This is a genomic window from Actinoplanes cyaneus, from assembly GCF_016862095.1.
GTDB classification, from domain to species: Bacteria; Actinomycetota; Actinomycetes; order Mycobacteriales; family Micromonosporaceae; genus Actinoplanes; species Actinoplanes cyaneus.
This window is the reverse complement of sequence record NZ_BOMH01000008.1, coordinates 1-24,622: the sequence shown is the minus strand read 5'-3', so window position 1 is coordinate 24,622 and position 24,622 is coordinate 1. Positions and strand designations below refer to the sequence as shown.

Annotated in this window: 26 protein-coding genes; 12 read left to right on the top strand and 14 right to left on the bottom strand. The window is 70.4% G+C overall.

Annotation, left to right across the window (positions count from 1 at the left end):
* The first annotated feature begins 102 nt into the window (after window positions 1-102).
* The 4 genes from Acy02nite_RS06550 (at window position 103) to Acy02nite_RS06535 (ending at window position 3,406) form a co-directional block, all read left to right on the top strand.
* Window positions 103-801, top strand: a complete 699-nt coding sequence (locus Acy02nite_RS06550; protein ID WP_203738903.1) for a histidine phosphatase family protein — start codon at window positions 103-105, stop codon at window positions 799-801.
* Window positions 802-863: 62 nt separating this feature from the next.
* Entirely contained in the window at window positions 864-1,406 is a 543-nt protein-coding gene (locus Acy02nite_RS06545; RefSeq protein WP_203738902.1) for a winged helix-turn-helix domain-containing protein, read from the top strand.
* The gene (locus tag Acy02nite_RS06540; protein WP_239174329.1) at window positions 1,403-2,653 is read left to right on the top strand and encodes an MFS transporter; all 1,251 of its coding nucleotides are present in this window, start codon (window positions 1,403-1,405) and stop codon (window positions 2,651-2,653) included. Before Acy02nite_RS06545 ends, Acy02nite_RS06540 begins: the two co-directional genes overlap by 4 nt.
* Before the next feature lie 9 nt (window positions 2,654-2,662).
* Window positions 2,663-3,406: an alpha/beta fold hydrolase gene (locus Acy02nite_RS06535; protein ID WP_203738900.1), complete on the top strand. Its 744-nt coding sequence runs from the start codon at window positions 2,663-2,665 to the stop codon at window positions 3,404-3,406.
* Here Acy02nite_RS06535 and Acy02nite_RS06530 read toward each other — a convergent pair.
* The gene (locus Acy02nite_RS06530) at window positions 3,369-4,226 is read right to left on the bottom strand and encodes an alpha/beta fold hydrolase (protein ID WP_203738899.1); all 858 of its coding nucleotides are present in this window, start codon (window positions 4,224-4,226) and stop codon (window positions 3,369-3,371) included. The genes Acy02nite_RS06535 and Acy02nite_RS06530 overlap by 38 nt on opposite strands.
* A gap of 70 nt (window positions 4,227-4,296) precedes the next feature.
* Between Acy02nite_RS06530 and Acy02nite_RS06525 the strand changes: the two genes are divergently transcribed.
* A complete protein-coding gene (locus Acy02nite_RS06525) occupies window positions 4,297-4,938 on the top strand; it encodes a hypothetical protein (protein WP_203738898.1) in 642 nt (213 codons plus the stop codon).
* 34 nt (window positions 4,939-4,972) lie between these two features.
* On the opposite strand, the gene Acy02nite_RS06520 is transcribed toward Acy02nite_RS06525, so the two are convergent.
* The 9 genes from Acy02nite_RS06520 to Acy02nite_RS06480 all read right to left on the bottom strand — a co-directional run bounded on the left by Acy02nite_RS06520 (window position 4,973) and on the right by Acy02nite_RS06480 (window position 12,689).
* The gene (locus Acy02nite_RS06520) at window positions 4,973-5,728 is read right to left on the bottom strand and encodes a maleylpyruvate isomerase family mycothiol-dependent enzyme (protein ID WP_203738897.1); all 756 of its coding nucleotides are present in this window, start codon (window positions 5,726-5,728) and stop codon (window positions 4,973-4,975) included.
* 90 nt (window positions 5,729-5,818) lie between these two features.
* Entirely contained in the window at window positions 5,819-6,178 is a 360-nt protein-coding gene (locus tag Acy02nite_RS06515; protein WP_239174333.1) for a metal-sulfur cluster assembly factor, read from the bottom strand.
* 284 nt (window positions 6,179-6,462) lie between these two features.
* Complete coding sequence (sufU, locus tag Acy02nite_RS06510) at window positions 6,463-6,918, bottom strand: Fe-S cluster assembly sulfur transfer protein SufU (RefSeq protein ID WP_203738896.1); 456 nt, start codon at window positions 6,916-6,918, stop codon at window positions 6,463-6,465.
* Window positions 6,918-8,147 (bottom strand): cysteine desulfurase, encoded by a 1,230-nt coding sequence (locus Acy02nite_RS06505; protein WP_203738895.1) that lies wholly within the window; start codon window positions 8,145-8,147, stop codon window positions 6,918-6,920. The genes sufU and Acy02nite_RS06505 overlap by 1 nt, the downstream gene beginning before the upstream one ends.
* An 8-nt stretch (window positions 8,148-8,155) precedes the next feature.
* Window positions 8,156-8,914, bottom strand: a complete 759-nt coding sequence (sufC, locus tag Acy02nite_RS06500; protein WP_203738894.1) for a Fe-S cluster assembly ATPase SufC — start codon at window positions 8,912-8,914, stop codon at window positions 8,156-8,158.
* Window positions 8,911-9,243, bottom strand: coding sequence for a non-heme iron oxygenase ferredoxin subunit (locus Acy02nite_RS06495; RefSeq protein ID WP_203738893.1), 333 nt, complete (start codon window positions 9,241-9,243; stop codon window positions 8,911-8,913). The genes sufC and Acy02nite_RS06495 overlap by 4 nt, the downstream gene beginning before the upstream one ends.
* Before the next feature lie 86 nt (window positions 9,244-9,329).
* Window positions 9,330-10,457 (bottom strand): Fe-S cluster assembly protein SufD, encoded by a 1,128-nt coding sequence (gene sufD / locus Acy02nite_RS06490; protein WP_203738892.1) that lies wholly within the window; start codon window positions 10,455-10,457, stop codon window positions 9,330-9,332.
* A 46-nt stretch (window positions 10,458-10,503) separates the two neighbouring features.
* Window positions 10,504-11,925, bottom strand: coding sequence for a Fe-S cluster assembly protein SufB (gene sufB, locus Acy02nite_RS06485; protein ID WP_203738891.1), 1,422 nt, complete (start codon window positions 11,923-11,925; stop codon window positions 10,504-10,506).
* Window positions 11,922-12,689 (bottom strand): helix-turn-helix transcriptional regulator, encoded by a 768-nt coding sequence (locus Acy02nite_RS06480; RefSeq protein ID WP_239174327.1) that lies wholly within the window; start codon window positions 12,687-12,689, stop codon window positions 11,922-11,924. The genes sufB and Acy02nite_RS06480 overlap by 4 nt, the downstream gene beginning before the upstream one ends.
* Window positions 12,690-12,786: 97 nt before the next feature.
* Here Acy02nite_RS06480 and Acy02nite_RS06475 point away from each other — a divergent pair, with 97 nt between their 5' ends.
* The gene (locus tag Acy02nite_RS06475) at window positions 12,787-13,749 is read left to right on the top strand and encodes a COX15/CtaA family protein (protein ID WP_203738890.1); all 963 of its coding nucleotides are present in this window, start codon (window positions 12,787-12,789) and stop codon (window positions 13,747-13,749) included.
* Window positions 13,750-14,148: 399 nt separating this feature from the next.
* On the opposite strand, the gene Acy02nite_RS06470 is transcribed toward Acy02nite_RS06475, so the two are convergent.
* From Acy02nite_RS06470 to Acy02nite_RS06460, 3 genes are all read right to left on the bottom strand, one after another.
* A complete protein-coding gene (locus tag Acy02nite_RS06470) occupies window positions 14,149-15,027 on the bottom strand; it encodes an ATP-grasp domain-containing protein (protein ID WP_203738889.1) in 879 nt (292 codons plus the stop codon).
* Between the two features lie 3 nt (window positions 15,028-15,030).
* Window positions 15,031-15,324 carry a hypothetical protein gene (locus Acy02nite_RS06465; RefSeq protein WP_203738888.1) on the bottom strand — a complete coding sequence of 98 codons (294 nt, stop codon included), beginning with the start codon at window positions 15,322-15,324 and terminating at the stop codon, window positions 15,031-15,033.
* A gap of 293 nt (window positions 15,325-15,617) precedes the next feature.
* The gene (locus Acy02nite_RS06460) at window positions 15,618-16,583 is read right to left on the bottom strand and encodes a heme o synthase (RefSeq protein WP_425548144.1); all 966 of its coding nucleotides are present in this window, start codon (window positions 16,581-16,583) and stop codon (window positions 15,618-15,620) included.
* A gap of 264 nt (window positions 16,584-16,847) precedes the next feature.
* On the opposite strand from Acy02nite_RS06460, the gene tkt reads away from it, so the two are divergent.
* From tkt to pgl, 5 genes are all read left to right on the top strand, one after another.
* Window positions 16,848-18,962, top strand: a complete 2,115-nt coding sequence (tkt, locus tag Acy02nite_RS06455; protein ID WP_203738887.1) for a transketolase — start codon at window positions 16,848-16,850, stop codon at window positions 18,960-18,962.
* Window positions 18,963-18,977: 15 nt separating this feature from the next.
* Window positions 18,978-20,114 carry a transaldolase gene (tal, locus tag Acy02nite_RS06450; protein ID WP_203738886.1) on the top strand — a complete coding sequence of 379 codons (1,137 nt, stop codon included), beginning with the start codon at window positions 18,978-18,980 and terminating at the stop codon, window positions 20,112-20,114.
* A gap of 77 nt (window positions 20,115-20,191) precedes the next feature.
* On the top strand, window positions 20,192-21,709 hold the full coding sequence (gene zwf / locus Acy02nite_RS06445; protein ID WP_203738885.1) for a glucose-6-phosphate dehydrogenase: 1,518 nt from the start codon (window positions 20,192-20,194) through the stop codon (window positions 21,707-21,709).
* Window positions 21,706-22,704, top strand: a complete 999-nt coding sequence (locus Acy02nite_RS06440) for a glucose-6-phosphate dehydrogenase assembly protein OpcA (protein WP_203738884.1) — start codon at window positions 21,706-21,708, stop codon at window positions 22,702-22,704. The genes zwf and Acy02nite_RS06440 overlap by 4 nt, the downstream gene beginning before the upstream one ends.
* Before the next feature lie 68 nt (window positions 22,705-22,772).
* Complete coding sequence (gene pgl / locus Acy02nite_RS06435) at window positions 22,773-23,489, top strand: 6-phosphogluconolactonase (RefSeq protein WP_203738883.1); 717 nt, start codon at window positions 22,773-22,775, stop codon at window positions 23,487-23,489.
* Here pgl and Acy02nite_RS06430 read toward each other — a convergent pair.
* Window positions 23,486-23,893, bottom strand: coding sequence for a VOC family protein (locus Acy02nite_RS06430; protein WP_203738882.1), 408 nt, complete (start codon window positions 23,891-23,893; stop codon window positions 23,486-23,488). The two genes, pgl and Acy02nite_RS06430, sit on opposite strands and share 4 nt — an antisense overlap.
* 33 nt (window positions 23,894-23,926) lie before the next feature.
* Here Acy02nite_RS06430 and Acy02nite_RS06425 point away from each other — a divergent pair, with 33 nt between their 5' ends.
* Window positions 23,927-24,529, top strand: coding sequence for a GNAT family N-acetyltransferase (locus tag Acy02nite_RS06425; RefSeq protein ID WP_203738881.1), 603 nt, complete (start codon window positions 23,927-23,929; stop codon window positions 24,527-24,529).
* The last annotated feature ends 93 nt before the right edge of the window (window positions 24,530-24,622 follow it).

Below are 24,622 nucleotides of genomic sequence, written 5' to 3'. Positions count from 1 at the left end.
CGACGATCCGGACCACAGCGAAGGTAGGACATGAAGCTCGTGAATGTGGTCGTCACCGCGAGCGTCTTCCCGGCGACGGATCGTCACAGATAGGGTCCGATCATGGCTGTTGTCGCTGAACTCGTCCTGATCCGGCACGGGCAGAGCCTGGCCAACGTGCTCTTCCCGGAGGCGGATGCGCAGGAGCTGCTGGAGATCGCCGCCCTGAGCGGGCGGGATGCCGATGTGCCGCTGACCGATCTCGGTCAGGAGCAGGCCCGCGCGGTGGGTGCCTGGCTGGCTTCGTTGCCAGCGGAGCGGCGGCCGGAGGTGGTGGTCACGTCGCCGTACCTGCGGGCCCGGGAGACCTGGCGGATCGCGGCGGAGGCGTCGGGGTTGGGGACGCCCGAGCCCAGCACCGACGATCGCCTGGTGGACCGGCTGCTCGGGGAGTTGGAGATGATGACGCGGGCCGCCGTCCGGGCGCGGTTCCCCGACGAGCCGACGCGGTTCACCGAGGCCGGCATCTGGGAGTACCAGCCGCCGGGCGGGGAGTCATTCGCGGACATCCGGGTGCGGCTGACCTCCTTTCTGGAGGATCTGCACCGGCGTCATGACGGGCGGCGGGTGGTCGTCGTGGCGCACGACGCCGTGGTGCTGATGTTCCGCGCGGTGATCGAGGATCTGGACTGGGCGGGGCTGGAGGCGGTGGAGAAGTCCTCGGGCCACGTGCGCAACGCGTCGATCAGCCGGTTCGTGCGGGACGGAAACCGTCTGAAACTTGACCGCTACAACGTCATCGAGCATCTTCCACCGGCCTGAACAACGGAAAACATATCGACCAGCGTCTTCCAAAGAATTCTTTGCATGGATAGGTTGGATCGATGCCCGCACCCACCGGCGCGCTGGGCCCGCAGACGTTGCGTGGTCTCGCACATCCGCTCCGCGTCCGCATTCTCGGCCTTCTCCGCGAGCACGGTGCCTCCACCGCCACGCGCCTGGCCGAGCGGCTCGGGCAGTCCTCCGGGGCGACCAGCTATCACCTGCGTCAGCTCGAGGCCTACGGGTTCGTCGAGGACGTGCCGGGCCGTGGCGCCGGGCGGGAGCGCTGGTGGCGCACGGTGGCGCGGCGCAACGACAGCGCGGAGCACCTGCGCGCGGCCGCGGCCGACGGCTTCCAGCGGCTGCACGAGTTCTTCGGGACGGCCGCGGAGCTGCCACCGGAGTGGCTGGCCGGGGTGGCGATCGAGGACGTGACGCTGCGGCTGTCCCCCGCGCAGGCCGTGGAGCTGATCTCGCGGATCGGCGCGTTCCTCGGTGAGCTGCCCGCCGAGGCGTCCGGGGGCGGCGAGGACGTGGTCGTGCAGTGGCAGATGTTTCCGCGGCTCGCCCCCAGGAAGCAGGCAACGAGGAGGAATCTGCGGTGAGACGCGGACTGGCCGGCCTGCTCGCGGCCGAGGCGATCTCCCTGCTCGGCAGCCGGATCACCTTCGTGGCGCTGCCCTGGCTGGTGCTGACCAGCACCGGCTCCGCGCTGATGGCCGGGGTCGCCGGCTTCGCCGAGATGCTGCCGTACGTGCTGGCGGGTCTGCTCGGCGGCCCGATCGTGGACCGGGTCGGCCCGCGGTCCACGGCTGTCGCGGCGGACGTGGCGAGCCTGCTCGCGGTCAGCGGCATCCCCCTCATGGTGACCACCGAGAACGTCTCGTACCACACGCTGCTCGGCCTGATCGCCCTGGCCGGAGCGCTGCGCGGGTTCGGCGACACGGCGAAACGGGCACTGCTGCCGCGCGTGATCGCCGATGCCGGGCTGAGCACCGAGCGCGGCACCACGCTCTACGACGGGATCAGCCGGGTGGCCACACTGCTCGGGCTGCCGCTGGCCGGGCTGCTGGTGGCGGCGGTCGGGCCGGCCCGGGTGCTGCTGGTCGACGCGGCGTCATTCGGGGTGTGCGCGCTGCTGATCTCGATCTACGTGCGCACCGCGCCGACCGCTCCGGGGCCGGCGGAGGAGGACGAGGGCGGGTACGCGGCAGCGCTGCGCTGCGGTTTCCGGTACGTACGCCAGGATCGCCTGATCATCGGCATCATGTCGCTGCTGTTCGCGACGAACCTCTTCGACCAGGCGTTCGCGACCGTGTTCGTGCCGGTCTGGGTGCGCGAGGGTCCACACGGCCCGGCCGCCCTGGGCGTGCTGGGCAGCGCTTTCGGGATCGGCGCGGTGGCCGGGAACATCCTGTGGACGATCGTCGGGCCGCGGCTGCCGCGCCGGGGGACGTTCGCGGTCTGCTTCGTGATCGGCGGCCCGGCCCAGTTGTTCGCGCTGGCGCTCAGCGACCGGTTGTGGCTGGTCCTGACGGTGGCGGCGATGGCCGGCGCGCTGATGTCGACGATCAATCCGATCCTGCTGGCTGCCGTCTACGAGCGGATTCCGGTACGCGTGCAGGGGCGGGTCATGAGTGTGCTGATCGCGTTCTCCTGGGCCGGGATCCCGCTCGGTGGCGTGCTCGGCGGGTGGGCCGCCGACGAGCTGGGACTGCGGACCGGGGCGCTGCTCGCCGGGATCGGGTACCTCGCGGTGACCCTGGCGCCGTTCGTCTTCCCCGCCTGGCACTCGCTCGACGAGCACCGGTCGCGGGAGACCAGGACGAAGACGCTCGTCGGTGCGAAGTAGGGTGCCACGATGACGATCGCGTACGAGGTGTCCGGCGACGGACCGGACGTCCTGATGCTCCACTCGACCATCTGCGATCGCCGGATGTGGGAGCCGCAGGTGCCCGCACTGACCGAGGCCGGCTTCCGGGTGACCCGCGCCGACCTGCGTGGCTTCGGCGAGTCGCCGCTGCCCGGCACGCCGTGGAACGACGCGGACGACGTCGCCGAGCTGTTCGGTGACGGGCCGGTCGCCCTCGTCGGCTCGTCCGGTGGCGGCTACGTGGCGCTGGAGCTGGCGGCGCGCTTCCCCGAGCGGATCTCCGGGCTGGTTCTGCTCTGTGGCGGCTTCGCGGGCTGGCCCAAGAGCCCGGAACGGCTCGCCTACGCCGCGCGGGAGGACGCGCTGATCGCCGCCGGTGATCTGGACGGCGCGGTGGAGCTCAACATCGAGACCTGGTGCGGGCCGGACGCGAGCCCCGAGGCGAAGGACGCGGTCCGCGCGATGCAACGCCGCGTCTTCGAGCTGCAGCCGCCGGGAGACCCGGAGCCCGAACAGATCGAGATCGATTGGGACGTGGCGACGATCACCGCCCCGGCCGTGCTCGTCTCCGGGGGCCATGACCTGCCCGACTTCCGGCAGATCGCGGAACACCTGGCCGGGGCACTGCCGCGCGCCCGCCACGTCCCCCTCGACTGGGCCGGGCACTTCCCGAACCTGGAGCGGCCCGCCGTGATCAACTCACTGCTGATCGAGATCTTGCAAAACCTCTGATCCGCTGTACGAACCAGTCGGCGTCGTCGAGCCACGCGAAGTGCCCGCCGTCGGGGACCACGGCGAGCTCGGCCCGGGGGAACAGGCCCGCGTAATCGGCGGCGTGCTCCGGCGGCAGCTGCAGGTCGGCCGCGCCGGTGATCAGCAGCACGGGCGCGGCGAGGCGGGCGAGCTCCCTGCGGACCACCTCGGGGTCGAGATCGCCCTCGGCGTAGTAGGCCGCGGCGGCGACCCGGTTCTTCTGCTCGGCCTCGCGCGCCGAATAGGCCTGGGTCTCGGCATCCCAGCGGCCGTAGATGAACGGCGCGAGAGCCCGCCCGTCGGCCGGGGTGGCCTGGCCGGCCTGCACCCGCTCGAGCGCGGCGAACGCCTCCGGGAACCACGGCTCGGCCCGGCGCTCCTCGGCCACAGCGCGCCGGGCCGCGTCGGTGATCTCCAGGTTGACCGCACGAGGGCTGGGGTTGACCAGGACGAGACTGCGCACCCGCTGCGGGTGCGCGACCGCGTAGAGCAGCGCGAGCGTCGCCCCGGCGGAGTGACCGAGCAGGTCGAGACGGTCGAGCATGACGTGCTCGCGCAGCGCCTCGACGTCGGCGACCTGGCGGTCCACCCGGTAGCTCGCCGGGTCGGACGGGACCTCCGAGTCGCCGGTGCCGCGCAGATCCGGGATCAGCAGCAGGCGGTGGGCGGCGAGACCGCCGAGATCGCCGAGGTAGGCGGAGGCCTGCATCGGGCCGCCGGGCAGGCAGACCAGGGGGTCACCGCGACCGTTCCGGTGCAGGGCGAGCCGGAGACCATCGGGAGCGGTGAAGGTGTCCACCTCCGAATCCTATGCGCGGACGTCGATTTATCGGGAGAGTTTGTCGGATGGCCGGGCTACGCTCTCGGCCGTGAACGAGATGACGGGGGACTTCGAGACGCACGTGACGGTCGCGGCCGGGCAGGCGGAGCGGCTGGCGGCGTTCGCGGCCGAGCACGGGCTCAAGTTCCTGCAGATCGAGCTGGATCGGGGCGAGAGCGCCTCCCAGCCGATGCTCACCCTGCACGGCAGCGGCACCCTCACCGAGCAGCTCACCGCGGTCCGGGGCTGGTGTTCGCGGCTGCGCGCCGCCGGGATCGAGCCGGTCCGCAGCAAGATCGAGGCGACGCCCTGGTCGGCGGGCGTGCCGCAGGAGGATGGGGACGCCCGCGCGGAGCCGGCGGATCGGTACTTCGAACATCACGTCAAGCTCCGGCTGCCGGCCGGGGCCGACCTACTGCCGATCACCGCGCTCGTCGAGCCGCACGGGGCGCGGCTGTCCCGCAACGCCCGCAAACGGTCCGCGGACGGGTCCGAGGTGCGGTTCGTGAACCAGCGCTGTCACGGGGTGGGCCGGTCGACCGCGTCGCGGCGGCTGGACGCCCTGATCGGCGTCCTGCGCGAGCACGACATCGTCACGGTGGAACAGGAGTATGTGGTGCACGACGACAACCTGCGGCTCGACGACGGCTGGCTGTCCCGGGCGCATCGCGGGCGCGACCTGGTCAGTTGATCGGGGTCGCTCCCGCGGCGGGGCGGCGGGCGGGTCAGTCGATCAGGGACCACTTGCGCAGCTGGGCGGCGACCTCGTGGTCGCCGTCGATGCGGACGGCGTCGAGGGGGAGGCGGCGGTATAGGAACAGGACCAGGTCGCTGGCCGTGCCGTGGATGCGGGTGACCGGGTCGCCGCTCGCGGCCGGGTCCGGGGTGGCGCCGGCCGGGGAGAGGTCCACGATCCAGGAGGGGCCCTCGATCGCCTGGAACTGCACCCGGGCCGGGCGGTGCGGCCAGGCGCCGAGTGAGCCGAGGCAGGTGCTGAGGAACTCACTGACGCCGTCGACCGCGACGGCGGCGGGCAGCGGCTCCGGTTTGCCGAGGGCTTCCCAGGCGTCGTACGCGTGCACGGCCGCCTCCTGCACCTGATGCCGCGCGACGGCGCCGGCCGTGTAGGTCGCCGCGTCCGCCGGCCACCACGCCCAGCACGGCGCGTCCGGCCCGGCGGCGCGCAGGGCGGCGCTGAGCATCCGGGTCGACTCGCCGAACCACTCGAGCAGGTCGCTCTGCGGGAACGTGCTGCCCTTGCGGTCGCGGGGCGGCGGGCCGGACGGGTCGGCCTCGGTCACCACCAGCGCCCAGAACCGCTGCACCTCGCCGAGGTGGGCGACCAGGTCACGCAACGACCAGTCGGGGCAGCCGGGCACCGGGGCGGCCATGTCGGGGGCGCTCGCGGCGGCCTCCCGCAGGGCCGCGGAACGCTCCTCGACCAGCGTGACCAGGCCGGGGAAGGGCGGAGTCGGAGTCATGTCCGGTTTCTATCACCGGAATATGACGAAGGACGGCACGCTCGACGCGTACCGTCCTTCGGATGAACTTTCCGGGCGCCGCCCGGGTTCCTAGACGTTGAAGCCGAGCGCTCGCAGCTGCTCGCGGCCGTCGTCGGTGATCTTGTCGGGGCCCCACGGCGGCAGCCACACCCAGTTGATCCGGAAGTCCTGGACCAGGCCGCCGCCCGGCCCGGTGGTCAGCGCCTGACGGGTCTGGTCCTCGATCACGTCGGTCAGCGGGCAGGCCGCCGACGTCAGCGTCATGTCCAGCGTGACGACGTTCTCGTCGTCGACGTGGACGCCGTAGACGAGACCGAGGTCGACCACGTTGATGCCGAGCTCGGGGTCGACGACGTCCTTCATCGCCTCTTCGACGTCGTCGACGGACGCCTTCTTGCCCGGCGTCGCGGTCACGGCCGCGGCCGACACGCCGGCTGCGGGAACCTCGACCGGCTCGCCGGCCTCGGCGGCGGCAGCGCGCTCCTCCGCGAGCCAGGCCGGGACCTCGTCGTCGTCGGCCGAGGTCTCGCCGGCCGGAACGGCCGCCACGGTCCGCGCGGAAGCGCCCTCGGACCCGTGGTCGTGCCCGTGATGCGAGTGGTCGTGGCCCGCGTGGTCGTGACCCGCATGGTCGTGACCCGCGTGGTCGTGACCCGCGTGGTCGTGACCCGCGTGGTCGTGCGCCACTGTCTGGACAGATTCGGTCTCGCTGGTCATGCCTTCACCTCCGGGCTCGCGCCCACCTCGACACCGGCGCGCGCCGCCGCGTCCTTGAATGCCATCCACGGGAGCAGGGCGCACTTGACCCGGGCCGGGAACTTCGCCACCCCGGCGAACGCGATGCCGTCGCCGAGCTTCTCCTCGTCCGGCTCGATCTGGCCGCGGCTCTGCATCAGCTCCACGAACGCGTGGTGGATCTCCGACGCGTCGTGGACGTCCTTGCCCTGCAGCAGCTCGTGGAGCACGGACGCGGAAGCCTGGCTGATCGAGCAGCCGAGGCCGTCGTACGAGATCTCGGAAAGGTCCTGATTGACCCGCACGGTGATCTCGTCGCCGCACGTCGGGTTGACGTGGTGCGCCTCGCCGTCGAACTGCTCGCGCAGGCCACGCCCGTGCGGGTGCTTGTAGTGATCCAGGATGATGTCCTGGTACAGCGCGTCGAGCATCATCAGCCGAACACCTTCCGCACCTGGTCGAGACCGCGCGCCAGAGCGTCGATCTCGTCAGTGGTCGTGTAGAGGTAGAACGAGGCCCGGGTCATCGCCGGCACCGCGAACCGCACGCACACCGGCCGCGCGCAGTGGTGGCCGACCCGCACCTCGACGCCGAGCGCGTCCAGGACCTGCCCGACGTCATGAGGGTGTACCCCGTCGACGCCGAACGACACGGTTCCGCCCCGGCCGTGCGGTGACGCCGGGCCGTAGATCCGGACTCCGGGCACCGCGGTGAGCTGGTCCAGCGCGTACGCCGTGATCTCCTGCTCGTGGCGGTGGATCTCGTCCATGCCGATGCCGGTGAGGTAGTCCACTGCCGCACCGAGCCCGATCGCCTCGGTGATCGGCGGGGTGCCGGCCTCGAAGCGGGCGGGCGGCGGCGCGTACGTCGTCCTCGCCATCGTCACGGTCTCGATCATCGACCCGCCGGCCAGGAACGGCGGCATCTCCGAGAGCAGGCCGAACCGGCCCCAGAGCACGCCGATGCCGGTCGGGCCGAGCATCTTGTGGCCGGTGAACGCGATGAAGTCCACGCCCAGCGCCCACACGTCGACCGCGAAGTGCGGGACCGACTGCGAGGCGTCGAGCATGACCAGCGCGCCGACCTCACGGGCCCGCTGGACCAGCCGGGCCGGGTCGTTGATCGTGCCGAGCACGTTGGACATGTGCGCCACCGAGACCAGCTTGGTGCGCTCGTTGACGAGCTCGTCCAGCTGGGACTCGTCGAGCCGGCCCTCGTCGGTGATGCCGAACCAGCGCAGGGTGGCGCCGGTCCGCTCACAGAGCAGCTGCCAGGGCACCAGGTTGGAGTGGTGCTCCATCTCCGAGATGACGATCTCGTCGCCCTCTTTCAGGGCGAGAAACTGCCCCGCGGAGTGCGCGACCAGGTTGATCGCCTCGGTGGAGTTCTTGGTGAAGATCACTTCATCGGGGCTGCCCGCACCGATGAAGCTCGCGATCCTCGCCCGCGCGCCCTCGTACATCTCGGTCGACTCGGTGCCCAGGGTGTGCACCGAGCGGGAGACGTTGCCGTTGTGCCGTTCCTGGTGCGCGCGCATGACGTCGAGCACCTGCACCGGCTTCTGCGAGGTGTTGGCGCTGTCCAGGTAGACCAGCGGGTGGCCGTTCACCTCCCGCTCGAAGATCGGGAAGTCCTTGCGCACCCGCGCGACGTCGAAGGTCATCTTTACCCCTAGGCCTTGGCGAGGAACTTCTCGTAGCCGGAAACCTCGAGCTCGTCGGCCAGCTCCGAGCCGCCCTCCTCGACGATCTTGCCGCCGACGAAGACGTGCACGAAGTCCGGCTTGATGTAGCGCAGGATCCGCGTGTAGTGGGTGATCAGCAGGAAGCCGGTCTCACCGGTCTCGCGCACCCGGTTGACGCCCTCGCTGACGACCCGCAGCGCGTCGATGTCGAGGCCGGAGTCGGTCTCGTCGAGGATCGCCATCTTCGGCTTGAGCAGCTCGAGCTGCATGATCTCGTGCCGCTTCTTCTCACCGCCGGAGAAGCCCTCGTTCACGTTGCGCTGGGCGAACGCCGGGTCCATCTGCAGCTTCTCCATGGCGCCGCGCAGCTCGCCGGCCCAGGTCCGCAGCTTCGGGGCCTCGCCGTCGATGGCGGTCTTCGCCGTGCGCAGGAAGTTCGCCACCGAGACGCCGGGGACCTCGACCGGGTACTGCATGGCGAGGAAGAGGCCGGCGCGGGCGCGCTCGTCGACGGTCAGGGCGAGCACGTCCTGCCCGTCGAGGGTCACCGAACCGCCGGTGATCTCGTACTTCGGGTGGCCGGCGATGGAGTAGGCCAGCGTCGACTTGCCGGAGCCGTTCGGGCCCATGATGGCGTGCGTCTCGCCCGACTTGATGGTGAGGTCGACCCCGGCGAGGATCGGCTTCAGCTCGCCATCCGGCAGCTTCACCGAAACCTGCAGGTCGCGGATCTCCAGGGTGCTCACGGCTCTACTCCATTGCTCGGCTGTATCGAAACGTAGATGTCTCCGTCGCGGATCTCGACGGGGTAGACCGCCACCGGGTCGATGGCGGGCGGACCGGAAGGCTCACCGGTACGAAGATCGAAACGGGATCCGTGCAGCCAGCATTCCAGCGTGCACCCGTCGACCTCGCCCTCGGAGAGCGCCACCGAGGCGTGGCTGCACTCGTCCCGGACCGCGTAGAAGTTGTCGTCGTCGGCGTGCACGACCGCGATCTCGACGCCGTCGACCTCCACCTGGAGCGCGGTGCCCTTCGCGATGCCGGACGCCGGCCCGACATTCTCGAACGTCATTTACTGCGCCAGCCTTGTCATGCTCTCCCGGCCCTCGCCTGCGAGGTCGCTGTCATGTCCGGCCGGCTGCCGCTCGGTGCAGTCGATCATGACCCGGCCTCCACCAACCGGGCCTCGATCGCGTCGCCGAGCCGCTCACGCAGCGCCTCGACCGGGATCTTGTTGATCAGCTCGGCGAAGAAGCCGCGGACGACCAGCTTGCGCGCCTCGCCCTCGGGGATGCCGCGGGCCATCAGGTAGAACAGCTGCTCGTCGTCGAAGCGACCGGTGGCGCTGGCGTGCCCGGCCCCGGCCACCTCGCCGGTCTCGATCTCCAGGTTGGGCACGGAGTCGGCCCGCGCCCCGTCGGTCAGCACGAGGTTCCGATTGATCTCGTACGTGTCCGTGCCGGTGGCCGCCGCGCGGATCAGCACGTCGCCGACCCAGACGGTGTGCGCCGACGCGCCCTGCAGCGCCCCGCGGTACCCCACGTAGCTGCGGCAGTCGGGCACCGAGTGGTCGACCAGCTGGCGGTGCTCCTGGTGCTGGCCCGCGTCGGCGAAGTAGAGCCCCCACAGCTCGGCGTCGCCGCCGCGCCCGGTGTACTCCACGCTCGCGAACTGGCGGACCAGGTCGCCGCCGAGCGTCACCTGCACGTGCTGGACCCGGGCGTCCTTGCCGACCCGGAACTTCACGTGCTGGGCCTGCACCGCGTCGCGGTCCCAGTCGGCCAGCGTCACGAACGTGAGCTGGGCGCCGTCGCCGACCACGACCTCGATGTTGTCGGCCAGGGTGACCGTGCCGATCTGCTCCAGCACGATCGTGGCCTTGGCGAAGGTGCCGACCCGCACCACGGTGCGCGCGGCCGCGGCCTCGCCGCCCTTGCCGACCACCTGGATCACGGCGGCCTCGGCCGGCTCGGCCTCGGCGGCCACCTCGATGACGGTGACGCCGGCGGCCGAACCGTAGGCCAGGGCACTGATGCGGTCGAACGGGGTGAGCACCGGGTCCACGTCATCGGCGGTGAACACCGTCACGCCGGCGGGCAGGTCACCGTGCTCCACCGACGGGGCGGCGCCGTTCAGCGACGTGGCCTTGACCAGGTCACCCAGCCGCTTGAGGGGGGTGAAACGCCACTCCTCCTCCAGGCCGACGAGGGCCGGGAAGTCGGTGACGTCGAAGGAGCGCAGCACCTGCGACTTGGTGCTCGGCGGGGCGATGGCCTCGGTACTCATCTCGTCCTTGCTCGTATCGGTCCGGGGTGAAGGCGGTGGGTCGCGGTCAGCCGACCGCGCCCTCCATCTGCAGCTCGATCAGGCGGTTCAGCTCCAGCGCGTACTCCATCGGGAGCTCCTTGGCGATCGGCTCGATGAAGCCACGCACGATCATGGCCATCGCCTCGTCCTCGGTCATGCCCCGGCTCATCAGGTAGAAGAGCTGGTCCTCGCTGACCTTGGAGACGGTCGCCTCGTGGCCCATGTTCACGTCGTCCTCACGGATGTCCACGTACGGGTACGTGTCCGAGCGGGAGATCGTGTCGACCAGCAGCGCGTCGCACTTGACGGTGCTCTTCGAGTGCGCGGAGCCCTCGAGGACCTGGACCAGACCGCGGTACGACGTCCGGCCGCCGCCTCGGGCGATCGACTTGGAGATGATCGTCGAGGAGGTGTGCGGCGCGGCGTGCACCATCTTGGCGCCGGAGTCCTGGTGCTGGCCCGCGCCGGCCATCGCGATGGAGAGCACCTCGCCCTTGGCGTGCGGGCCGGTCATGTAGACGGCCGGGTACTTCATGGTCACCTTGGAGCCGATGTTGCCGTCGACCCACTCCATGGTCGCGCCCTCTTCGCAGGTGGCGCGCTTGGTGACCAGGTTGTAGACGTTGTTCGACCAGTTCTGGATGGTCGTGTAACGCACCCGGGCGTTCTTCTTCACGACGATCTCGACGACCGCGGAGTGCAGCGAGTCGGACGAGTAGATCGGCGCCGTGCAGCCCTCGACGTAGTGGATGTAGCTGCCCTCGTCGGCGATGATCAGGGTCCGCTCGAACTGGCCCATGTTCTCCGTGTTGATCCGGAAGTAGGCCTGCAGCGGGATGTCGACGTGCACACCCTTCGGCACGTAGATGAACGAGCCGCCGGACCAGGTCGCGGTGTTCAGCGCGGCGAACTTGTTGTCGCCGACCGGGATCACCGTGCCGAAGTACTCCTTGAAGATGTCCTCGTGCTCGCGCAGGGCCGTGTCGGTGTCGAGGAACAGGACGCCCTGGGCCTCCAGGTCCTCACGGATCGCGTGGTAGACGACCTCGGACTCGTACTGCGCGGCGACGCCGGAGACGAGGCGCTGCTTCTCGGCTTCCGGGATGCCCAGCTTGTCGTACGTGCTCTTGATGTCCGCGGGCAGGTCGTCCCAGGTGGCGGCCTGCTTCTCGGTGGAGCGCACGAAGTACTTGATGTTCTGGAAGTCGATCCCGGTGAGGTCGGCGCCCCACGACGGCATCGGCTTGCGGTCGAACAGGCGCAGGCCCTTGAGCCGGAGGTCGAGCATCCACTGCGGCTCGCTCTTCAGCGCCGAGATGTTGCGCACCACCGCCTCGGAGAGGCCACGCTGCGCGGTGGCACCCGCGACGTCGGCGTCGGCCCAGCCGTACTCGTACTTTCCGAGGGCGGCCAGGTGCTCTTCCTGAGTGACGATCTGGTCAGTCATGTATCTGTCCTAACCGTGTTTGCGGCAGTGATGCTGTCGGAGTCCGTTTTACGGGTGGCGGGCGGGGTGGTCGGATGGGGACCGCGACGGGGGATGTGCGTGGTGCACACCCCGTCGCCGTGCGCGATGGTGGCGAGGCGCTGCACGTGGGTGCCGATGAGCCGGGAGATGACTTCGGTCTCGGCGTCGCACAGCTGAGGGAACTCGGCAGCCACGTGAGCCACCGGGCAGTGGTGCTGGCACAACTGCCCGCCGGACGCGATCGTGGTCGCGCTGGCAGCGTAGCCTTCCGCGGTCAGCGCGTCGGCGAGCGCCTCCGCCCGGGCGATCGGATCCGGCCCGGCCTCCTCGAGAGCCGCCCGGCAGCGGTCCTCCAGGGCCTGAATCTGCGAACCGGCGAACGCGGTGACCGCCTCCGGCCCGTTGTGCTGGGCGATCCACCGCAGCGCGGCGGCCGCGATGTTGTCGTAGTGATGCGGGAGACTCTCGCGGGCGGCGGCAGTGAGGACGAACGCCTTGGCCGGGCGGCCACGGCCGCGCGGGCCGGTGCGCCGCACCTCGCGGGTCTCGACGAGCTGGTCGGCGAGCATCGCGTCCAGGTGCTTGCGGATCGCCGCGGGGCTCAGGCCCAGGCAGGCGCCGAGCTCGGCCGCGGTGGCCGCGCCACGCTCAAGCAGCAGCTGGGCGACCCGGTCCCGGGTGCGGCCGTCCGACGCGATGGCCGAAGCCGCCGCACCGTCTCTCACCTGCACCTGGTTTTTCACTACTCCAACGTTACGTATTTCCCGCGAGGGCTGCAAACCGGTGCGCCGGTGATCCATCACACCGGGTCTGTCTTTCAAGATCAAGTCCGCGCGTACGATGCCACGGGTGAAGTTCTTCGAGCCGCTGTTCCGCCCGTTCGCCGCCTGGTTGCGCCCGCTGGCCCTCGCGTCACTGGTCGCCAACGTCGCGCTGATCGTCACCGGCGCGGCCGTCCGCCTCACCGACTCCGGGCTCGGCTGCCCCACCTGGCCCCGTTGCACCGACGAGTCGTACACGACGACAGCGGCCATGGGCGTCCACGGCGTCATCGAGTTCGGCAACCGGCTCCTCACGTTCGTGCTCGTCGGGCTCGCCGTCGCCTGCTTCTTCGGCGCGCTCGGACACAAGCCGCGCCGCCGGTCGCTGATCTGGCTCTCGGTCGCTGTCGGCTTCGGCATCCCGATGCAGGGCGTGGTCGGCGGCATCACGGTGCTCACCCACCTCAACCCGTGGGTCGTCGGGCTGCACTTCCTGCTCTCGATCGCGCTGATCACGGTGGCGTACGCGTTCTGGCGCCGCATCGACGAGGGCGACGGCGCCCCGGCACCCCTGGTGCCCGCCCCGATCCGCGCCCTCGGCCTGCTCACCACGCTGGCCAGCCTCTCTGTCGTTGCGGTCGGCGTGATCGTCACCGGCAGCGGCCCGCACTCCGGCGACCGCGGCGCCAAGCGCAACGGCCTGGACCCGGCCGCGATCTCCCAGGTCCACGCCGATCTGGTGTTCCTGCTGGTCGGCCTCTCGGTGGCGCTGTGGTTCGCCCTGCGCGCCGTCCAGGCCCCGCCCGCGGCCGTCCGGGCGGCTCTGACCCTGGTGGTGGTGGAGCTCGCGCAGGGGCTGATCGGCTTCGTGCAGTACTTCACCCACCTGCCGGTCATCCTGGTCGCGGCCCACATGCTCGGGGCCGGCCTGGTCTGGACCGCCACGCTGGCCGTCCTCTGGTCGCTCCGGGAGCGCCCGGTCCTCTCCCCCACCGCCGCGGCGACCACCGCGCCGGCCCAGGAGCCGGTCCCCGCCGCCTGACCCGCCGGCCGCCAGTCCGGTTGCGCACGGGACAGCGACGCAACCCCGGCCCGACACCGGGACCACAACGCGGGTCACGCCCATCGGCTGGTCCTCATGGGCGTTATGAGGCACGAATAACGCCCATGAGGACCAGCCGGAACCGCGAGCCGCGCCGCCCGCCCGGCTAACCGACCACCCGGCGGACGTTCACGGCGTGGAGCACGCCATCGCAGGAACAACGCTCGGGTTTTGCGTGGGGGCGCAAGGGCGGCGGCGCATGGTGCGGCCTGGAGAACGGCGGCGTCGCGGACCGCGGAGTGTGCGCGGGATTGCTGCGGTTGGGGCGTGCCCCCGGTCGTACCGGCGGAAAAGTCGACGGCCCGGAGGGAAACAGCGGGGCTGGAGCCCGGCGGGGTTTCAGAGGCGGGCGAGGATGGCGTCGGCGAGGCGGGCGCCGGAGCCGGGGACGTGGCTGAGGAAGAGGGACGGCTCGGTGAGTTCGAGCTCGACGATCAGCGGCGTGCCGGCCGGGCCCGGGATGACGTCGATCCGGGCGTAGAGGAGGCGTTTCGCGCCGCCGGGGACCGCGGCGAGAGCCTGGCGGGCGACCTCGATCTCGGCCTCGGTCGCGGAGCGCGGCGTGATGTCCTCGCTGCCGGGGTCGATCTCGTGCTCGCCGGTGCGGCGCAGCATCGGTCCTTTGCGGATGGCGTGGCTGTACGTCAGCTCGCCCGACGCGTCCGGCAGGAACAGCACGGCGGTCTCGCCGGCCGTGTCCACTGCGGAGAGGTACGGCTGGATCATCGCGGTGCGGCCGGTGCCGGTGAGGCGGCTGACGTGTGCCCCGGCCTCGGCGCGCTGCGCGGGGAGGGCGTGCCGGGCGGTGTCCTGACTGCCGGCGGAGACGGTGGGCTTGACCACCCACTCACCGGTGGACGGTGGCGCCCAGGTCTCGCCGGGGCCGACGAACGTGGTCGGGATGACCGGGACGCCGGCCGCGGCGAGCTCGCTCAGGTAACGCTTGTCGGTGTTCCAGGCCACGATGTCGGCCGGGTTGGCCAGCCGGGGGACGCCGCGGGCCCAGGCGACGAACTGGTCGCGCCGGGGCACGTAGTCCCATGGTGACCGGATGACGGTGAGGTCGAAGGCGGACCAGTCGGCGTCCGGGTCGTCCCAGCGCACCACGTCGACGGCCACGCCGCGCTCACGCAGGGCGTCGCGCACGGGATGGTCGTCCTCCCACAGGTCGGGGAAGGCGGCGCAGGTGACGAGGGCGATCCGGGCGTCGGCGGGCATGGGTCAGCGGGCCATGCTCCGGCGGGCCATGGAGCGCCAGAGGTCGTTGCTGGGGCGCATCTGCTCGAGCAGCTCGCGCTCCCACTCGTTCTCCACCTGCACGCCGGCGCCCTCGCACGCCTGCCGGGCAACCCCGGTGTCCTGGGCGAACTGGTCGGACCACTCGCCGTCCTCACCCACGAGGACGATGCGGGCGCCGCGCTTGCCGACGTACTCGATGACCGCCTTCGCGCCGCCGTGACCGGCGGCGAAAGTCTTGATCTCGGAAGTCAGCGTCGTTACGGAACCTTCTGCCATGCCTCGCAGCCTAAGCACTCAGAGACGTTTCGCGGGGCACTCGTGTTGCCTTTTGTGACTCCCGTTACCTGCAAGTTTACCGATTGGATATATCGTTTCGCACCGATTACGCCCGAATTGTCGCTCCGGCAGATTCCGCCCATCGAGTGACGGCCAGTAGTTGACACGCATCACAATCCGGGCATCCTGTGCGACTTGTCCGTTGCCACTTCACTTACAGCGATCGTTGTGGATCTCTGACAACGGCGAGTGCCCGGAACCCGGCGGGGTTCCGGGCACTCGGCCGGGCGATCTCAGACGAGCGTGTCGACGGCGATCGCCATGAAGAGCACGGTGAGGTACGTGATGGAGAGCTGGAACAGGCGCATCGGCTTCACGGCAGCGCCCTTGCGGCTCTGGTACGCCAGCCGGACCGCCTCGCCGAGGAACAGCGCCCCGGTGATGATCGCGGCGGCACCGTAGATCCAGCCCAGCCCCAGGCCACGGCCGAGCGGCCAGGCGGCGAACGACGACGCCAGGGTCAGCACGGTGTAGAGGATGATCTCGAAGTTCACCCGGGCCATCGAGCGCACCACGGGCAGCATCGGGATGCCGGCGCGCTTGTAGTCGTCCTTATACTTGATGGCCAATGCGTAGAAATGCGGCATCTGCCAGAAGAAGACAACTGCGAACAGGGCCCAGCCCATCGCGGAGATCGAACCGGTGACCGCGGCCCAGCCGATGACGACCGGCGCGGCGCCGCAGACGCCGCCCCAGAACGTGTTCGCCGGGGTGCGGCGCTTCAGCCAGAGCGTGTAGATCACGTCGTAGTAGAAGATCGAGAACGCGGTCAGCGCGGTCGCCAGCCAGTTGGTCAGCAGCGCCATCAGCACCACCGACACCACGGCCAGCGTCAGCCCGAAGACCAGCACCGAGCGCGGGCTGATCTGGTGGGTCGGCAGCGGGCGCCGCTTGGTCCGCTTCATCAGCACGTCGATGTCGCGGTCGATGTAACAGTTCAGCGCGCTCGCCGCGCCACCCGCCAGCGCGCCGCCGACCAGCACCGCGAAGAACGTGACCAGGTCAGGCCAGCCGCCGGCGGCGAGCATCATCGTCGGCACCGTGGTGACCAGCAGCAGCTCGACGATCGCCGGCTTGGTCAGTGCCAGGTAAGCCCGGAACACCGCCATCCGGTCGCGTCGCGCTTCCTCGGCGCGTGGCGCAGGCTCCGCCACGCCGGGCGACCGTCGTTGGACGGAACGCTCGGTGATCATGCTCACGGACAGCCACCTTCCGGCATTTGGACCAACTCGCGGCCGCCTGCCGGGTATAGATCAACCCGGCCGAGCCGCCCGGACAGCCTACGCGCCACCGTCTCCGCTGCTCGGGGCACCCGGCACGGGTGGACACCGTCACACCCTCCAACCGTGTGTCCGCTCACAGCGTATGCACCTGTGCCGTTCGCTGCGCAGACGTTTAGCCCTACTGGATAGGGTCAAGCCGAAAAGGGTTCCACAATCCGCTGCCCGAGGAGCACAACAGACGTGGGTGCCAACGATCCTGCTCTCAACTGGTCCGACCTCGACCGCAAAGCGGTCGACACGGTGCGGGTGCTGGCCATGGATGCCGTCGAGAAGGCCGGCAACGGCCACCCCGGCACGGCCATGAGCCTGGCGCCGGCCGCCTACCTGCTGTTCAACCGCGTCATGCGGCACGACCCGACCGACCCGCACTGGACCGGCCGCGACCGCTTCGTGCTGTCCTGTGGTCACTCCAGCCTCACCCTCTACATTCAGCTCTTCCTCAACGGCTACAGCACGTCGCTGGACGATCTGAAGTCGCTGCGCCAGTGGGAGTCGCTCACCCCCGGTCACCCGGAGCTCGGGCACACCCCCGGCGTCGAGATCACCACCGGCCCGCTCGGCCAGGGCATCGGCAACGCGATCGGCATGGCCATGTCGGCCCGGCGTGAGCGCGGCCTGTTCGACCCGGATGCCGCCGCCGGCCAGTCGCCGTTCGACCACCACGTCTTCGCGATCGCCTCGGACGGCGACATCGAGGAGGGCGTCAGCCACGAGTCGAGCGCCATCGCCGCGGTGCAGAAGCTCGGCAACCTCACGGTGATCTACGACGACAACCAGATCTCCATCGAGGACGACACCCGGATCGCCAAGTCCGAGGACGTCGGCGCGCGCTACGAGGCGTACGGCTGGCACGTCCAGACGGTCAACTGGTCCGGCTCGGAGCCCTACGTCGAGGACGTCGAGGCCCTCTGGAACGCGATCCAGGCCGCCAAGGCGGTGACCGACAAGCCGTCGTTCATCGTCCTCAAGACGATCATCGGCTGGCCGGCCCCGAAGAAGCAGAACACCGGCAAGATCCACGGTTCCGCGCTGGGCAAGGACGAGATCACCGCCACCAAGGCGCTGCTCGGCTTCGCCGACGAGCCGTTCGCCATCGACGACGAGGTCGTCAAGCACACCCAGCAGGCCGTCGAGCGCGGCAAGGCGGCGCACGCCGAGTGGCAGAAGGCGTTCGACGCCTGGGCCGCCGGCAACGCCGAGGGCAAGAAGCTGTTCGACCGGCTCGCCGCGAAGGCGCTGCCCGACGGCTGGACCTCCGCGCTGCCCGAGTTCCCCGCGGACGAGAAGGGCCTGGCCACCCGCGCCGCGTCCGGCAAGGTGCTGGAGGCGCTCGCGCCGGTGCTCCCCGAGCTCTGGGGCGGCTCGGCCGACCTGGCGGAGAGCAACAACACCACGATGAAGGGCGAGCCGTCCTTCATCCCCGCGGAGTACGCGACCAAGGAGTTCCCCGGTCACGAGTACGGCCGCACGCTGCACTTCGGCATCCGTGAGCACGGCATGGGCTCGATCCTCAACGGCATCGCCGTGCACGGCGGCACCCGGCCGTACGGTGGCACGTTCCTGGTCTTCAGCGACTACATGCGCGGCTCGGTCCGCCTGTCCGCGCTGATGAAGCTGCCGGTGATCTTCGTGTGGACGCACGACTCGATCGGTCTCGGGGAGGACGGCCCGACCCACCAGCCGATCGAGACGATCACCGCACTGCGCGCGATCGTCGGCCTCGACGTGGTCCGCCCGGCGGACGCGAACGAGACGGCGTGGGCCTGGCGTGGCGCCCTCGAGCACACCGACCGGCCGACCGCGCTGGCCCTGTCCCGGCAGAACCTGCCGACCCTGGACCGGTCGAAGTACGCGTCGGCCGAGGGCACGCTCAAGGGCGGCTACATCCTCTCCGAGGCGTCCACCGGCACCCCGAGCGTGATCCTGATCGCCAGCGGCTCCGAGGTGTCGATCGCGCTCACCGCGCAGGAGCGCCTGGAGGCCGAGGGCACCCCGGCGCGCGTCGTGTCGATGCCCTGCCAGGAGTGGTTCTTCCAGCAGGACACGGCGTACCAGCAGCAGGTCCTCCCGAACGGGGTGAAGGCCCGCGTCACCGTCGAGGCCGGCATCCGGATGAGCTGGGACCGCATCCTCGGCGACGCCGGCGAGGCGGTCTCGATCGAGCACTACGGCGCCAGCGCGCCCGCCAAGATCCTTTTCGAGCAGTTCGGTTTCACCGCGGACAACGTCGTGGCGAAGGCCAACGCCTCGCTGGCCAAGGTCGGCGAGATCACCGGTCACAAGACCGGCAACTGACAGGAGTTGAAGGTAATGACCGACAGACTGGCAGAGCTGTCCGCCCAGGGCGTGGCGGTATGGCTCGACGACCTCTCCCGGGTCCGCCTCACCAGCGGCTCGCTCGACAAGATGCGCCGTGACCAGCACATGGTCGGGGTCACCACGAACCCGAGCATCTTCCAGAAGGCGCTTTCCGACGCGGACGCCTACGACACCCAGCTGCGCGACCTGGCCGCGCAGGGCGTGACGGTCGAGGAGGCGGTCCGGCTGATGACCGGCGCCGACGTGCGCGCGGCCTGTGACGTGCTGCGGCCGGCGTACGACGCCTCCAACGGCGTCGACGGCCGGGTCTCCATCGAGGTGGACCCGCGCAAGGCGCACGAGACCGAGTCGACCGTCGCCGAGGCGAAGACGCTGTGGTGGCTCGTGGACCGGCCGAACCTGTACATCAAGATCCCGGCGACGCTGGCCGGCCTGCCCGCCATCACGGCGACGCTGGCCGCCGGGATCAGCGTCAACGTCACGCTGATCTTCTCGCTGGAGCGCTACCGGGCGGTCATGGACGCGTTCCTGACCGGTCTGGAGCAGGCGAAGGCGAACGGCCACGACCTGTCCAAGATCGGCTCGGTCGCGTCGTTCTTCGTCTCCCGCGTCGACTCCGAGGTGGACAAGCGCCTCGACAAGATCGGCAGCGACGAGGCGAAGGCGCTCAAGGGCAAGGCGGCCATCGCCAACGCCCGGCTCGCCTACGAGGCGTACGAGGAGGTCTTCGGCGGCGACCGCTGGAAGGCCCTGGCCTCCGCCGGAGCCAACCCGCAGCGGCCGCTGTGGGCCTCCACGTCCACGAAGAGCCCGGACTTCCGCGACACGATCTACGTCGAGGAGCTGATCGCGCCCGGCACGGTGAACACCATGCCGGAGTCGGTCATCGTGGCCTACGCCGACCACGGCGAGACCAAGGGTGACACGGTCACCGGCAACTACGACGACGCCAAGAAGGTCTTCGCGGACCTGGCGGCTGTCGGTGTCGACTTCGACGACGTCGTGAAGGTCCTCGAGGAGGAGGGCGTCGAGAAGTTCGAGTCGGCCTGGAAGGACCTGCTCGAGGGCGTCACCAAGTCGCTGAAGGCGGCCTCGGCCGGCGCCGAGAACCCGAGCGACGCGGCTTAGTAACAACGTCGTGCGGCCTGTCGTGGAACACTTCGCGACAGGCCGCTCCGTTCGCGAAAAACTGGCAGGATGGCAACGTGGGTAATCCGCTGCGTACCGCACAGGACCGACGTCTTCCGCGGATTCCGGAGCCCTGCGCTCTGGTGATCTTCGGGGTCACCGGTGACCTGTCCCGTAAGAAGCTCATCCCGGCCGTGTACGACCTGGCCAATCGCGGTCTGCTGCCGCCCGGTTTCGTGGTGGTGGGCTTCGCGCGCGCTGACTGGGGCGACGGCGACTTCGAGTCCCTGGCCTATGCCGCCGCCAAGAAGGGCGCCCGGACCCCGTGGCGGGAGGACGTCTGGCAGCGGCTGTCGAGCCAGTTCGTGTTCGTGCCCGGCTCGTTCGACGACGACGCCGACTTCGACAAGCTGTCCGAGACTCTGGACGAGCTGCGCGAGCGCAACGGCATCCAGGGCAACACGGCCTTCTACTTCTCGATCCCGCCGGCGGCGTTCCCGCTGGTGCTCAACCAGCTCAACCGTACCGGCCTGGCGGACAACGCGAAGCTGGGCGGCTGGCGCCGGGTGGTCGTGGAGAAGCCGTTCGGCAACGACCTGGCCACCGCCGTCGCGCTGAACCAGCTCGTCGACGACGTGTTCAACCCGGCCGACGTCTACCGGATCGACCACTACCTCGGCAAGGAGACGGTCCAGAACATTCTGGCCCTGCGCTTCGCGAACAGTCTGTTCGAGCCGGTGTGGAACTCGAAGTACGTCGACTCGGTGCAGATCACCATGGCCGAGGACGTCGGCATCGGCACCCGGGCCGCGTTCTACGACGCGTCCGGCGCCGCCCGCGACGTGCTGCAGAACCACCTGCTGCAGCTGCTCGCGCTGGTCGGCATGGAAGAGCCGACCAGCTTCGACCCGCAGGAGGTGCGGGCCGAGAAGCTGAAGGTCCTCAGGGCGATCAGCCTGCCGGCCGACATCGCGAAGGGCTCCGTCCGCGGGCAGTACCTTCCGGGCTGGGTGGCCGGCGAGCGCGCCGTGGGTTACCTCGAGGAGAAGAACATCCCGGCGGACTCCACGACCGAGACGTACGTCGCGGTCCGCCTCGGCATCCAGAACCGGCGCTGGGCGGGCGTGCCGTTCTACGTGCGCGTCGGCAAGCGGATGCCGCGCCGGGTCACCGAGATCGCGATCCTGTTCAAGAAGGCTCCGCACCTGCCGTTCGACCCGGCCGACGTGGAGATGCTCGGCAACAACCAACTGGTCATCAGGGTCCAGCCGGACGAGGGCGTGGTGCTCAAGTTCGGCTCCAAGGTCCCGGGCACGGCCATGGAGGTCCGCGACATCGCGATGGACTTCCAGTACGGCGAGGCTTTCACCGAGTCCAGCCCGGAGGCGTACGAGCGTCTCGTGCTGGACGTGCTGATCGGCGACCGCACGCTGTTCCCGGACGCGGCCGAGGTCGAGCAGTCCTGGCGGGTCATCGACCCGCTGGAGGCCGCCTGGGCGGGCACCACACCGGAGCCCTACCGGTCCGGCGAGTGGGGCCCGCGCGCCTCGGACGAGATGCTGGAGAACGAAGGCCGCGCCTGGAGGCGAGCATGATCGGGCTGTGGGACACCACCGGTAACGAGGTCGTCAAGGCCCTCACCGCGGAACGCCGCAGCGCCGGGGGCGTCGCCTCCGGGCTGGCGCTCACGCTGATCGCGGTGGTCGAGGAGAAGAAGGTCCGGGAGGCCGAGGCAGCCGCCACGATCGCGGCCGCGGCACACCCGTGCCGGGTGCTGATCATCGTGCGGTCCGACCTGGACGGCCGCAGTCGGCTGGACGCGGAGATCGTCGTCGGCGGCCGGCTGGGCCCGGCCGAGGCGGTTGTGATGCGGATGTACGGGCGGCTCGCGCTGCACGCCGAGTCGGTGGTCATCCCGCTGCTCGCGCCGGACGTCCCGGTGGTCTCGTGGTGGCACGAGGAACCGCCGAACAGCATCGCCAACGACTTCCTGGGCGTCATCGCGGACCGCCGGATCACCGACAGCGCGCAGGCGCCCGACCCGGTGGCCGCGCTGCGGCAGCGGGCGGTCGACTACGCGCCCGGCGACACCGACCTCACCTGGACCCGGATCACGCTGTGGCGGACCCTGGTGGCCGGCGCCTTCGACACCACCGACGCCCGGGTGATCGGCGCGACGATCGTGGCGCCGGAGAAGGACCCGACCGCGTGGCTCATGCTGGGCTGGCTCAAGTCCCGGCTCGGCATCGAGCCGAAGCTGGAGCACACCGACCGCGCCCCGCGGATGCACTCGGTCGAGCTCCAGTGCGAGAACGGCGACTGCGTGCGGGTCACCCGTGAGGAGGGCACCGCGCTGTTCAGCCGGACCGGTCAGGAGGACCGGTACATGCCGCTGCCGAAGCGGCCGGTCGGCGACGAGCTCGCCGAGGAGCTGCGCCGGCTCGACGCCGACCAGATCTACGCCGAGGCGCTGGGCGCCATGGCCGGGGTGTCCGGTCTGGAGCACCGGCCGCCGATGCGCGTGCACGTCTGGAAGGACCCGGCGCTGGCGGCCCGGGCGGCCAGCACGACCGACGCGATGGCCGGCTGACACACGATTTCAAGAGAAGGGCCGTCCGCCACCGGCGGGCGGCCCTTCCGTCAAAGAGGAGAACTCAAGTGAGTGAGACCGTTGTCGTGGTCGTTCCGGACGCCGACATCCTGGCGTCCACGGTGGCGGCACGGCTGGCCATCCGGATCATCGACGCCCAGGCGGTGCACGGCACGGCAAGCGTGGTGCTGACCGGTGGCCGGGTCGCCGCCAAGGTGCTGCGCCAGTTGCGTGACCTGCCGGCCGCCGCGGCGATCGACTGGTCCCGGGTGGACCTGTGGTGGGGTGACGAGCGGTTCCTGCCGGCCGGCGACCCGGACCGCAACGAGACCCAGGCCCGGGAGGCGGTGCTGGACGCGCTGCCGCTGGACCCGGCCCGGGTGCACGCCATGCCGGCCAGCGACGGGCCGGACGGCGACGACGCGGACGCCGCCGCCGAGCGGTACTCCGCCGAGGTGAGCGCGGCCGGGCTGCGGTTCGACGTGCTGATGCTCGGCGTGGGCGAGGACGGGCACGTGGCGTCGCTCTTCCCCGGGCACCCGGTGCTGGAGAAGAGCGGGGTGGCGGTGGCCACGTACGACAGCCCGAAGCCGCCGCCGACCCGGATCACGCTGACCCTGGCCACGATCGGGAACGCCGACGAGGTGTGGCTGGTGGCGGCCGGGCCGGACAAGGCCGAGCCGATCGGGACGGTGCTGCGGGGCGGGGACCTTCCGGCGGCGCACGCGAAGGGCGTACGCAAGACGCTGTTCCTTCTTGACGAGGCAGCCGCCTCGAAGCGCTAGATCCGCGACGAGATCTGCTGGACCGCCCAGCTGTTGCCGTCGGGGTCGCCGAAGAAGACGAACCCGACGTTGTCCAGCGGATCCGGGGTCGGCGTCGGGTTCTCCCCCAGCGTGGTCACCTCGCTGACGTCGACCCCGCGGGCCACCAGCTCGGCGTGCGCGGCAGTGATGTCGCGCACCACGAGCTGCAGCCCCTTCAGCGAGCCGGGCGGCATGTCCGGCACCGCGCCCCGGCCGATCACGATCGAGCAGCCGCTGCCCGGCGGCGTCAGCTGCACGATCCGCACCTGGTCGCCGAACGCGGTGTCATGATCGACATGGAAGCCGAGTTGCTCGGCGTAGAACTTCTTCGCCCGGTCGATGTCGCTGACCGGGACGACGACCACCTCGAGAGTCCAGTTCACGCACACCATGCTGCCATCCGTAGACTTCGGCGGGTGCCTGTTGCGATACGCGCCTACCGATCGAGCGACCTCGAAGCCGTCTACGACATCTGCGTCCGCACCGGAGACGCGGGTCAGGACGCGCGCGGGAAGTACAGCTCGGACCGCCTGCTCGGGGACATCTGGGCGGCGCCCTACGTGATCCTCGAGCCGGAGCACGCGCACGTGCTCGACGACGGCACCGGGCGGGCGGTCGGCTACATCATCGGCACTGCCGACACCGCCAAGTTCGTCGAGCGTTACCGCGCCGAGTGGCTGCCGGCCACCGCGGAACGTCTCGCCGACGGCGACCCGCGCGACGAGATCATGCTGGAGCTGCACCGCCATCCGGAGCGGATGCTGCGCCCGGAGCTCGCCGATTACCCCGCCCACCTGCACATCGACCTGATGCCGGAGTGGCAGGGGCGGGGGCAGGGCCGCGGGTTGATGGCCGCGTTCCTGGACGGGCTGCGCGCCGCCGGCGTGCCGCGGGTGCATCTGGGCATGGCGCCGTCGAACACCGGGGCGTACACCTTCTACCGCCGGCTCGGGTTCCGTGACCTGCCGGTCGAGGACGACGGGGCGCTCTACCTGGGCCGGGACACCAGCCCGCTCTGAGGCGCGCTCCGCCGGGGTGGCGGCAGGACCGGCCCTCGGAAGATCAACTTCAAGATCCCGATGTCCTGGGTCCGCTGTGGCCGAGGTCCGCTG

What these genes read in the sequence shown, in the direction of transcription:
- Acy02nite_RS06505 (WP_203738895.1), bottom strand. Translation starts at nt 8,147, where the DNA reads ATGACCTTCGACGTCGCGCGGGTGCGCAAGGACTTCCCGATCTTCGAG.
- Acy02nite_RS06545 (WP_203738902.1), top strand. Translation starts at nt 864, where the DNA reads ATGCCCGCACCCACCGGCGCGCTGGGCCCGCAGACGTTGCGTGGTCTC.
- Acy02nite_RS06520 (WP_203738897.1), bottom strand. Translation starts at nt 5,728, where the DNA reads ATGACTCCGACTCCGCCCTTCCCCGGCCTGGTCACGCTGGTCGAGGAG.
- Acy02nite_RS06550 (WP_203738903.1), top strand. Translation starts at nt 103, where the DNA reads ATGGCTGTTGTCGCTGAACTCGTCCTGATCCGGCACGGGCAGAGCCTG.
- Acy02nite_RS06535 (WP_203738900.1), top strand. Translation starts at nt 2,663, where the DNA reads ATGACGATCGCGTACGAGGTGTCCGGCGACGGACCGGACGTCCTGATG.
- sufD (WP_203738892.1), bottom strand. Translation starts at nt 10,457, where the DNA reads ATGAGTACCGAGGCCATCGCCCCGCCGAGCACCAAGTCGCAGGTGCTG.
- sufB (WP_203738891.1), bottom strand. Translation starts at nt 11,925, where the DNA reads ATGACTGACCAGATCGTCACTCAGGAAGAGCACCTGGCCGCCCTCGGA.
- Acy02nite_RS06495 (WP_203738893.1), bottom strand. Translation starts at nt 9,243, where the DNA reads ATGACGTTCGAGAATGTCGGGCCGGCGTCCGGCATCGCGAAGGGCACC.
- tal (WP_203738886.1), top strand. Translation starts at nt 18,978, where the DNA reads ATGACCGACAGACTGGCAGAGCTGTCCGCCCAGGGCGTGGCGGTATGG.
- Acy02nite_RS06465 (WP_203738888.1), bottom strand. Translation starts at nt 15,324, where the DNA reads ATGGCAGAAGGTTCCGTAACGACGCTGACTTCCGAGATCAAGACTTTC.
- sufU (WP_203738896.1), bottom strand. Translation starts at nt 6,918, where the DNA reads ATGATGCTCGACGCGCTGTACCAGGACATCATCCTGGATCACTACAAG.
- Acy02nite_RS06440 (WP_203738884.1), top strand. Translation starts at nt 21,706, where the DNA reads ATGATCGGGCTGTGGGACACCACCGGTAACGAGGTCGTCAAGGCCCTC.
- Acy02nite_RS06475 (WP_203738890.1), top strand. Translation starts at nt 12,787, where the DNA reads ATGCCACGGGTGAAGTTCTTCGAGCCGCTGTTCCGCCCGTTCGCCGCC.
- Acy02nite_RS06470 (WP_203738889.1), bottom strand. Translation starts at nt 15,027, where the DNA reads ATGCCCGCCGACGCCCGGATCGCCCTCGTCACCTGCGCCGCCTTCCCC.